We start from the raw sequence: 8,621 nt of genomic DNA, 5'->3' as shown, positions 1-8,621 counted from the left end.
GGTTCTGGCCGAAGCCCGGCTGGCGGAAGCCGGGCCGGCCGAGGCCGGGCCGGCCGAGGCTGGGCTGGACGCGTCCGGCCTGCCCGCCGGCGGGGCGGATCCGGACCGGCCCCTGCAGGTGCTGAAACTCTACGAGCGGCTGCTGCCCTTCGCCGTGCTGTTCGGCCAGGAGAAGGAATGGTCGGGCGTGCTCGGCGAGTACTACGCGCGCAGCGGCACCCAGCCGGACTGGTACGCCGGCAGCGCCGGCTTCAACGCCGGCTTCAACGCCGGCTTCAACGCCGGCTACTTCGCGGCAGGCATCAGCGCCTTCGCGAGTTCCACCTCGGCCGCCTGGTCGGGGACGGCATCGAGTTCCTCCAGCTCGGGCGGAGGCGGCGGCGGCTCAGTCGGCGGGGGCGGCGGCGGCGGCGGGGGAGGGGGCGTCTGATGGGCACTCCCGCTGCTCCCACCTTCACCCGGTCCGCGCTCGCACCGGGCCTGCTCGGCGCGATGGCGCTGCTCGGCGGCCTCGCCCTGCTCGATTCGTCCGGCTACATCGTGATCCGCTACGCGGTGAGCATCCTGGCCCTGATCATCTGCGTCTTCGCCTGGCAGGCACGGTCCTGGTGGTGGCTGCTGCTGCTCGGCCCGATCGCCGTGCTCTGGAACCCGGTCTTCGTGATCGCCCTGCACGGGCAGGGCTGGGTGTCCGCCCAGTTCGCAGCCGCGCTGGTCTTCATCGTCGTCGGCGTGCTCACCAAGGTGCCGGTGCAGCGGGGCGGTGGCGCGGGCGTAGACTGAATCAGCGCCTTGAAAGCCCGGCCACCGTCTTGACCGTGCCGCTCCGCGAAAAACGTGAGCATCACAAATATGGTTGACGCGGTGTTCGATTCAGGGTTCGGCGTATCGATCGCACCGGTATCCACGGATGCCGCAACACGACGAGCGCGGCTCCGTCTGCCGCGCTGCTGTGAAGTTGGAGAAGAATGGCATACACCCGCCACCAGGCCGCAGGTTCGAACAACCGTGCCGCGGCCGGAGGCCGCGCCAGGCAGCGGCCCCGTTCCCGCGACGACGACGCGCCCCTCATCCCCATCCTCGCCCGCAAGGTGCGCGAGGTGGAGGCGAAGGCGCAGACCGGTGGCAAGCTCGGCCCGACCAACCGCACCAAGTACCAGGTCATCGCCCTGCTCATGCGCGAGGAGCGCGCCAGGGTCAAGGCCGACAAGGAGCTCACCGACGCGAACCGCGCGGAACTGCTCAAGCGCCTCGACGGCATCGCCCAGATCCTCGCGAAGACAGCCGCCCGCGACACCAGCCTGATCACCCTGCTTGAACCCGATGCCGGTGTGTCCACCGTCGCGCAGCGGTTCCGCCGTGACTGGCTGCTCGAATCAGGGGCCGAGCTCAGCCCCGACGAGCTCATCATCACCCGCGAACCGGAGGCCAAGCCCGAGGTCGCCGAGAATCAGGTCGTCCCGCAGTCGGTGAAGGCCCGGCAGCTCGCGAACCCGTTCCTCGCCCCCGACTTCAGCGCGGCCCAGGCCCGTCCCGTCGTCTCCGCCCGCCGGCTCGCGAACTGGGAGCTCCTCGGCCCGCTGTTCAAGTCCTTCGAATACGGCTCAGGCGGCCAGGCCGCCAGCATGGACCTGCCGGAGGCCCCCCGGGTCGACCGGCTGTCGCCGCCCGCGATGGAGCTGATGCGCCACCAGGCCCGGTTCGTGGAGAGCGCCCGCCTCGGCCACCGCAGCTACCTTCTCGCCGACGAGCCGGGGCTCGGGAAGACGGCGCAGAGCCTGCTCGCGGCATCCGTCGCCGGCGCCTACCCGCTGCTGGCCATTGTGCCCAACGTTGTCAAGATGAACTGGGTGCGCGAGGTGGAAATGTGGACTCCGCAACGCCGGGCCACCGTGATCCACGGCGATGGTCAGACCCTCGACGCGTTCGCCGACGTCGTGATCGTCAACTACGACGTGCTCGACCGCCACCGCACGTGGCTGGGCACGCTCGGCTTCAAGGGCATGGTCGTCGACGAGGCCCACTTCATCAAGAACCTGCAATCCCAGCGGTCCAAGCACGTGCTGGCCCTGGCCGACCAGATCCGCCGCCGCACCCCGGGCGGGAACCCGCTCCTGATGGCGCTGACCGGAACTCCCCTGATCAACGACGTCGACGACTTCCGCGCGATCTGGCAGTTCCTCGGCTGGATCGACGGCGACAAGCCCACCCCGAAGCTCATGCAGCGCCTCGAAACAACCGGGCTGACCCCCGCCGACCCCGGCTTCTACGCGGAGGCGCGGGCCGCGGTGATCGACATGGGCATCGTGCGCCGCCGCAAGATCGACGTCGCCGCCGACCTGCCCGCCAAGCGGATCGCCGACCTCCCGGTCGAGCTCGACGACGACCTGGGCCGCTCCATCCGCCAGGCCGAACGCGAACTCGCCGCCCGCCTCGTCACCCGCTACAACGGGCTCGTCTCCGCCCGGCACCCGGACGAGAAGAACCCCGTGCTCACCGAGGAGCAGCGCGCCGCGTTCATCCGCGCCGTCGCGCACGCCGAACTCGAGGAATCGAAGGGCCAGACCACGGGGGAGAACGTCTTCACCATGGTGCGCAAGATCGGCCAGGCCAAGGCCGGCCTCGCCGCGGACTACACCGTGCAACTGGCGCACTCGGTCGGCAAGGTCGTGTTCTTCGCCAAGCACATCGACGTGATGGATGCCGCCGAAGACATCTTCGCCAGGCGCGGCCTGCGCTCCGTGTCGCTGCGCGGCGACCAGACGGCCCTGGCCCGCCAGGCCGCGATCGACTCGTTCAACGACGACCCCGGCGTGGCCGTCGTGGTCTGCTCGCTCTCCGCGGCCGGCGTCGGCGTGAACCTGCAGGCTTCCTCCAACGTCGTCCTCGCCGAACTCAGCTGGACCGCCGCCGAACAGACGCAGGCCATCGACCGGGTGCACCGGATCGGCCAGGACGAGCCCGTCACCGCCTGGCGGATCATCGCCGCCCACACCATTGACGCTCGCATCGCCGAATTGATCGGCAGCAAGCAGGGCCTCGCGGCCCGCGCGCTCGACGGGTCCGAGGACGAGATCTCGTCCGCCGACTCCGTTCAGGCCAGCGCACTGATCTATCTGCTCACCCAGGCACTTGACGGGGAGCTGTAGGAGCGCCCCTCACCGGCGTTGATTTGAATACGGGCCCATTCCGGGACCATCATTAGGAGGCGGTGAAGGCGCCGACATGGTTAATCGTGCATGAAGGAGCTGTCACAAAATGAAAATTGGTATCCTCACCAGCGGTGGAGACTGCCCGGGACTGAACGCCGTTATTCGCGGCTCCGTCCTTAAAGGCGTTCGCGTTCTCGATGCCGAATTCGTCGGTATTCGGAACGGCTGGAAAGGCCTGGTAGAAGGCGACTTTATGACCCTGGACCGGCACAGCGTGCGCGGTCTCTCCCGCCAGGGCGGCACGATCCTCGGTAGTTCCCGCACGAACCCGTTCGAGGGCGATCGCGGCGGTCCCGTTAATATTCAGAAGACCATGGACGCGGAGGGCATCGACGCGATCATCGCGATCGGCGGCGAGGGCACCCTCACCGCGGCGCGGCGGCTGACGGATGCCGGGATCAAGATCGTCGGCGTCCCCAAGACGATCGACAACGACCTCGAAGCGACCGACTACTCGTTCGGGTTCAACACCGCCGTCGAAATCGCCACCGAGGCCATCGACCGCCTTCGCACCACGGCCGACTCGCACGGCCGCTGCATGATCGTCGAGGTCATGGGCCGCCACGTGGGCTGGATCGCCCTGCACGCCGGCATGGCCGGCGGAGCCCACGCCATCCTCACCCCCGAGCAGCCGCAGACCATCGACCAGATCTGCGAATGGGTGCTGCACGTGCGCGACCGCGGCCGCGCACCCGTGCTGGTCGTCTCCGAGGGCTTCAAACTCGCCGGAATGGACGAGGCGCTCTCCACCAAGGGCCTCGACGCGTTCAACCGCCCTCGCCTCGGCGGCATCAGCGAGATGATCGCCCCCATGGTCGAGGAACGCACGGGCATCGAGACCCGCGCGACCGTTCTCGGCCACACCCAGCGCGGCGGCGCCCCGTCGGCCTACGACCGGGTGCTCGCCACCCGCCTCGGCATGGCGGCCGTCGACGCCGTCTACGCAGGACAGTGGGGCTCGATGGTCTCGCTCCGCGGCACCGACATCGAGATCGTCAGCATCGCCGACGCCACCATCGGCCTGAAGACCGTCCCGCAGGCCCGGTACGACGAGGCAGCAGTCCTCTTCGGCTAAACCATCCGGATCGCCCAGAGGGGTCCCGAACCGATCGTCCCGCAACCGCGGGAGGCCGGGTCGGGACCCCTCGGCGTTTCCCGGGCGGGCCGGGCGTCGGCCCGGCTCAGGCCAGTTTGGCCTGCACCTGCGCGAGTGACGGGTTGGTCGCCGCCGACCCGTCGGGGAAAAGCACGGTCGGCACGGTGCGGTTGCCGCCGTTGAGGCTCATCACGAGCTCGGAGGTGCCGTCGACCTCTTCGACGTTCACCTCGGTGTAGCCGATCCCGACCCGGTCGAGCTGGGTCTTCAGGCGAGAGCAGTAGCCGCACCAGGTCGTCGTGAACATGGTGATGGTTCCGGATGCGGGCACGAAGTTCATCCTCGAAGCCTAACAAGGCGCGGCCCGGTATCGCGGCCGGCCCCGTGGTCGCAAGCCGCCGGTACCATGGGGCCATGGCCCTTCCCCAGGTGTGCGTGTGCTACCTCACCCGCCAGAACCCCGACGGGACCCTCCAGGTGTTGCTCGGCCGCAAGAAGAAGGGCCTCGGCCTCGGAAACATCGTGGGCCTCGGCGGCAAGCTCGAGCCGGGGGAGACCCCCGTGCAGGCGGCGGTGCGCGAAATCGAAGAGGAGTCCGGCCTGTCGGTCGTCGAAGCCGATCTGTCGCCCCGCGGCGTGCTGACCTATCTGTTCCCGCACCGGGAGGCGTGGAGCCAGGTCTCCACCGTCTTCGTCTGCGCCGCGTGGGAAGGGATTCCGCGCGAGTCAGACGAGCTGGATCCGGAGTGGTTCGACGTGGCGTCGTTGCCCGTGGACGAGATGTGGGACGACGCCCGGCACTGGCTGCCGGGGGTGCTGTCCGGGATGCCGGTGCGCGCCACCTTCACCTTCGGCGAGGACCTCGCAACGGTGGTCGCGCGGAGCTGAATTGACCTGCCTGCCTCAGGCTGTCAGGATCAGTGGAGAAGCTTGATCGCACGGCCTCCCGGGGGACGCGAACGGATTCGGCACTCCAACTCCCAGACAGTCAAGAGAGATGCCGGTGGATTTCACCCTGATCGTTGTGCTGGTCATCGCACTGGCCCTGGTTTTCGACTTCACCAACGGGTTCCATGACACCGCGAATGCGATGGCAACCCCGATCGCGACCGGCGCCATGCGGCCCAGGGTCGCCGTCGGGCTGGCCGCCGTGCTCAACCTCGTCGGCGCCTTCCTCTCCACCGAAGTGGCGAAGACCGTGTCGGGCGGAATCATCCGTGAGGGCGACGGCGGGGTGCAGATCACCCCGGAGATCATCTTCGCCGGCCTGATCGGCGCCATCGTCTGGAACCTGATCACCTGGCTGCGCGGCCTGCCGTCCAGTTCCAGCCACGCCCTCTTCGGCGGCCTGATCGGCGCGGCGATCATCGGTATCGGCTTCCAGTCCGTCGACTACAACGTCGTCGTGGCCAAGGTGATCCTGCCGGCGCTGATCGCGCCGCTCACCGTCGGGGTGGTCGCGTTCATCGCCACCAGGCTTGCCTACTTCATCACCCGGCGCGATTCCGGCCGGGCGGACGGCCGGGGCGGCTTCCGCTACGCCCAGATCTTCTCCTCCTCGCTCGTCGCCCTCTCCCACGGCACCAACGACGCGCAGAAGACGATGGGCGTGATCACGCTTACCCTGATCGCCGGTGGCGTGCAGTCGGTCGGCAGCGGACCCCAGCTCTGGGTGATCGTCGTCTGCGCCCTGGCCATCGCGATCGGCACCTACACCGGCGGCTGGCGCATCATCCACACCATGGGCCGGGGCCTGACCGACGTGAAGCCGGCCCAGGGCTTCGCCGCCGAGACCAGCACCGCGGCGACCATCCTCGCCTCCAGCCACCTCGGCTTCGCCCTCTCCACCACCCAGGTGGCCTCCGGGTCGGTGATCGGTTCCGGCCTCGGCCGTCGCGGCGCCACCGTGCGCTGGGGAATGGCCGGACAGATCGCGCTCGGCTGGGTGCTCACCCTGCCTGCCGCGGCCATCATGGGCGCCTTCGCCGCCGGTTTCGCCCTGCTCGGGCCGGTCGGCATCGTGATCGACCTGCTCCTCGGCTCGCTCGTCGTCGCGCTCCTGTTCCGCCGCGCCCAGCGCAGCCGCATCTCGCACGACAACCTCCACGACATCGACGACGCCGGACGCGTGGTCAAGATCCGCAAGACACCGCGCAAGATCTCGCGCCGGGACCGGAAGAAGGTCGCGCTGTGATCGACTGGGCAGCATTCGTCGTCGTCGCCGGGGCGTCCCTCCTCGGCACCGTTGTCGTGGTGAGCCTGTACTCCCTCGGCCTCCGGCTGCTGACCAGCGCCGGCCGCGCCCTCGTCGTCGACCCGCAGTCGTTCACCGGGGCGATCACCATCCTGACCCCGAAGCGGGCAGCGAAGGAAGCAAAGCGGGCCCGCAAGACCGCGTCCGCGAACCCGCTGACCGTGGGCCAGAAACGCCTCGCCCTGGTCGGCGCGTACACGTGCTTCGTGCTCTGCATCGGCGCGGTGCTCTACGGCGTCTACCTGATCGTGCCGGCGCTGCACCGCTGACGTAGTCGGGTCTCGACAGGCTCGACCACCGCGGGAGGGCCCCCCACCACCGCGGGAGGGCCCCCACCACCGGTCGCCGAGCCGCTCAGTCAGGTCCGTGCCGAATTCAGGTGTTGCGCCCGGAACAGTGCTACGGATGCCCGCCACGGCCCTGCTGCCGGGCTGTTCTCCTGAATTCGGAACACGTTCGACCGCGGGTCTCGACGGGCTCGGCCACCGTGGGACGAGCCCGATCACCGGGGGCGGCGGGGGCGGCGGGGCCGGCGTCAGCGGCGGGTGCGGCGCAGCCGGCCGACCCAGCTCATCAGGTGGTAGATCACGATCGCGGCGATCGTGCCGAGCGCGATCCCGTTGAAGCTGAGCGACCCGACGGTGAAGGTGTAGTCGGCGATGCCGATGATCAGCGCCGTCGCGGCGGTGAACTGGTTGACCGGGCGGCTGAAGTCCACCTTGTTGTCGAGCCAGATCTTCACGCCGATGATGCCGATCAGGCCATAGAGCGCGGTGGTGACCCCGCCGAGCACCCCGGCCGGGATCGTGTTGATCACGGCGCCGATCTTGGGGGACAGTCCGAGCAGGATGGCGACGATGCCGGCCACCCAGTAGGCGGCGGTGGAGTAGATCCGGGTCGCGGCCATCACGCCGATGTTCTCGCCGTAGGTGGTGGTTCCCGACCCGCCGCTGAAACCGGCGAGCATGGTCGCCAGGCCGTCGGCCATCAGGGCGCGGCCGGTGTACCGGTTCACCTTCGCATCCGTCATCTGGGCGACGCCCTTGATATGGCCGACGTTCTCGGCGACCAGCACCAGCACCACCGGCAGGAACGCGGGCAACAGGCCGAACACGGCCGGGTTCTCGAACGGGTTCGCGGGGCCGGTGAACTGGGGCAGTCCGAACCAGGGCGCCGCGGCCACCTGGCCGAAGTCGACCTCGCCGAACGACACCGCCGCCAGGTAGCCGATGACGACGCCGATGAAGATGGAGAGCCGGCCGAGGATGCCGCTGAACAACACGGTCGAGAGGATGACGGCGGCCAGCGTGATGATCGCGGTCAGCGGCGCGGCGGCGAAGTTGCTCTTCGCGACCGGTGCCAGGTTGAAGCCGATCAGGGCCACGATTGCGCCCGACACGACGGGCGGCATCAGAGCGTCGATCCAGCCGGTCCCGGTGAGGTGCACGACCAGGCCGATGACGGCCAGCAGGAATCCGACGACGACGATGCCGAAGAGGGCGCTGCCCATCCCCGCCGTGGCCGTCGCCGCGGTGATCGGTGCGATGAACGCGAACGAGGAGCCGAGGTAGCTGGGCAGCCTGTTGCGCGTGATCAGGAGGAACAGCAGGGTGCCGACGCCGGAGAAGAGCAGGGTCGTGCTCGGCGGGAACCCGGTGAGCAGCGGAACGAGGAAGGTCGCACCGAACATCGCCACCACGTGCTGGGCGCCGATCCCGATGGTGAGCGGCCAGTTCAGGCGTTCTCCCGGGCCGACCACGTCCTGGGCTCCGACCGTCTTTCCGTCGCCGTGCAGGGTCCAGGGCAGTGCCATCTGTGTCTCGTTTCTTGTCGGACGTCTCCTGCGATCGTAGTGAAGAATTAGGATCGGACGGTGACCCGACCTGTTCAGACCAACCGCGACGACACGCTCGACGTCCTGATTTCGACCGGCGCGGTGCGGGGGATCCGGGAGCGCGGCGTGCGGGCCTGGCGCGGCATCCCCTATGCGGCGGCGCCGGTGGGTGCGCTCCGCTTCCGGGCGCCGCGGCCGGCTCAGCCCTGGCCGGGCGTGCGCGAC

The 8,621-nt window shown here is 69.2% G+C and carries 9 protein-coding genes and 1 pseudogene; 8 read left to right on the top strand and 2 right to left on the bottom strand.

The window, feature by feature from the left end; genetic code table 11:
- The 4 genes and pseudogenes from E3T48_RS16705 to E3T48_RS08060 form a co-directional block, all read left to right on the top strand.
- Window positions 1–430 (top strand): annotated as a pseudogene (locus E3T48_RS16705) (DUF2207 domain-containing protein); the annotation flags it as partial.
- Window positions 430–783 carry a DUF6804 family protein gene (locus E3T48_RS08070; RefSeq protein WP_241986724.1) on the top strand — a complete coding sequence of 118 codons (354 nt, stop codon included), beginning with the start codon at window positions 430–432 and terminating at the stop codon, window positions 781–783. The pseudogene E3T48_RS16705 and the gene E3T48_RS08070, both read left to right, overlap by 1 nt.
- Before the next feature lie 185 nt (window positions 784–968).
- On the top strand, window positions 969–3,149 hold the full coding sequence (locus E3T48_RS08065) for a DEAD/DEAH box helicase (protein WP_134523559.1): 2,181 nt from the start codon (window positions 969–971) through the stop codon (window positions 3,147–3,149).
- Between the two features lie 109 nt (window positions 3,150–3,258).
- Window positions 3,259–4,287 carry a 6-phosphofructokinase gene (locus E3T48_RS08060; RefSeq protein WP_134510279.1) on the top strand — a complete coding sequence of 343 codons (1,029 nt, stop codon included), beginning with the start codon at window positions 3,259–3,261 and terminating at the stop codon, window positions 4,285–4,287.
- A 106-nt stretch (window positions 4,288–4,393) separates the two neighbouring features.
- On the opposite strand, the gene E3T48_RS08055 is transcribed toward E3T48_RS08060, so the two are convergent.
- Window positions 4,394–4,648 (bottom strand): mycoredoxin, encoded by a 255-nt coding sequence (locus E3T48_RS08055; protein ID WP_134523558.1) that lies wholly within the window; start codon window positions 4,646–4,648, stop codon window positions 4,394–4,396.
- A gap of 74 nt (window positions 4,649–4,722) precedes the next feature.
- Between E3T48_RS08055 and E3T48_RS08050 the strand changes: the two genes are divergently transcribed.
- The 3 genes from E3T48_RS08050 to E3T48_RS08040 all read left to right on the top strand — a co-directional run bounded on the left by E3T48_RS08050 (window position 4,723) and on the right by E3T48_RS08040 (window position 6,831).
- A complete protein-coding gene (locus E3T48_RS08050; protein WP_166789673.1) occupies window positions 4,723–5,196 on the top strand; it encodes an 8-oxo-dGTP diphosphatase in 474 nt (157 codons plus the stop codon).
- Between the two features lie 115 nt (window positions 5,197–5,311).
- Window positions 5,312–6,502: an inorganic phosphate transporter gene (locus E3T48_RS08045; protein ID WP_134523560.1), complete on the top strand. Its 1,191-nt coding sequence runs from the start codon at window positions 5,312–5,314 to the stop codon at window positions 6,500–6,502.
- Complete coding sequence (locus E3T48_RS08040; protein WP_134523556.1) at window positions 6,499–6,831, top strand: peptidase; 333 nt, start codon at window positions 6,499–6,501, stop codon at window positions 6,829–6,831. Before E3T48_RS08045 ends, E3T48_RS08040 begins: the two co-directional genes overlap by 4 nt.
- Window positions 6,832–7,097: 266 nt before the next feature.
- Here the strand turns inward: E3T48_RS08040 and E3T48_RS08035 are convergent, their stop codons facing one another.
- The gene (locus E3T48_RS08035) at window positions 7,098–8,375 is read right to left on the bottom strand and encodes a uracil-xanthine permease family protein (RefSeq protein WP_134523555.1); all 1,278 of its coding nucleotides are present in this window, start codon (window positions 8,373–8,375) and stop codon (window positions 7,098–7,100) included.
- 60 nt (window positions 8,376–8,435) lie between these two features.
- Here E3T48_RS08035 and E3T48_RS08030 point away from each other — a divergent pair.
- Window positions 8,436–8,621 (top strand): carboxylesterase family protein (locus E3T48_RS08030; RefSeq protein WP_166789672.1); only part of this gene is annotated, 186 nt, incomplete at its 3' end.

Origin of the sequence: Cryobacterium fucosi (genome assembly GCF_004403515.1) — a bacterium.
GTDB classification, from domain to species: domain Bacteria; phylum Actinomycetota; class Actinomycetes; order Actinomycetales; family Microbacteriaceae; genus Cryobacterium; species Cryobacterium fucosi.
The sequence above is the reverse complement of the archived record's forward strand: the minus strand, read 5'-3'. Positions and strand labels throughout refer to the sequence as shown.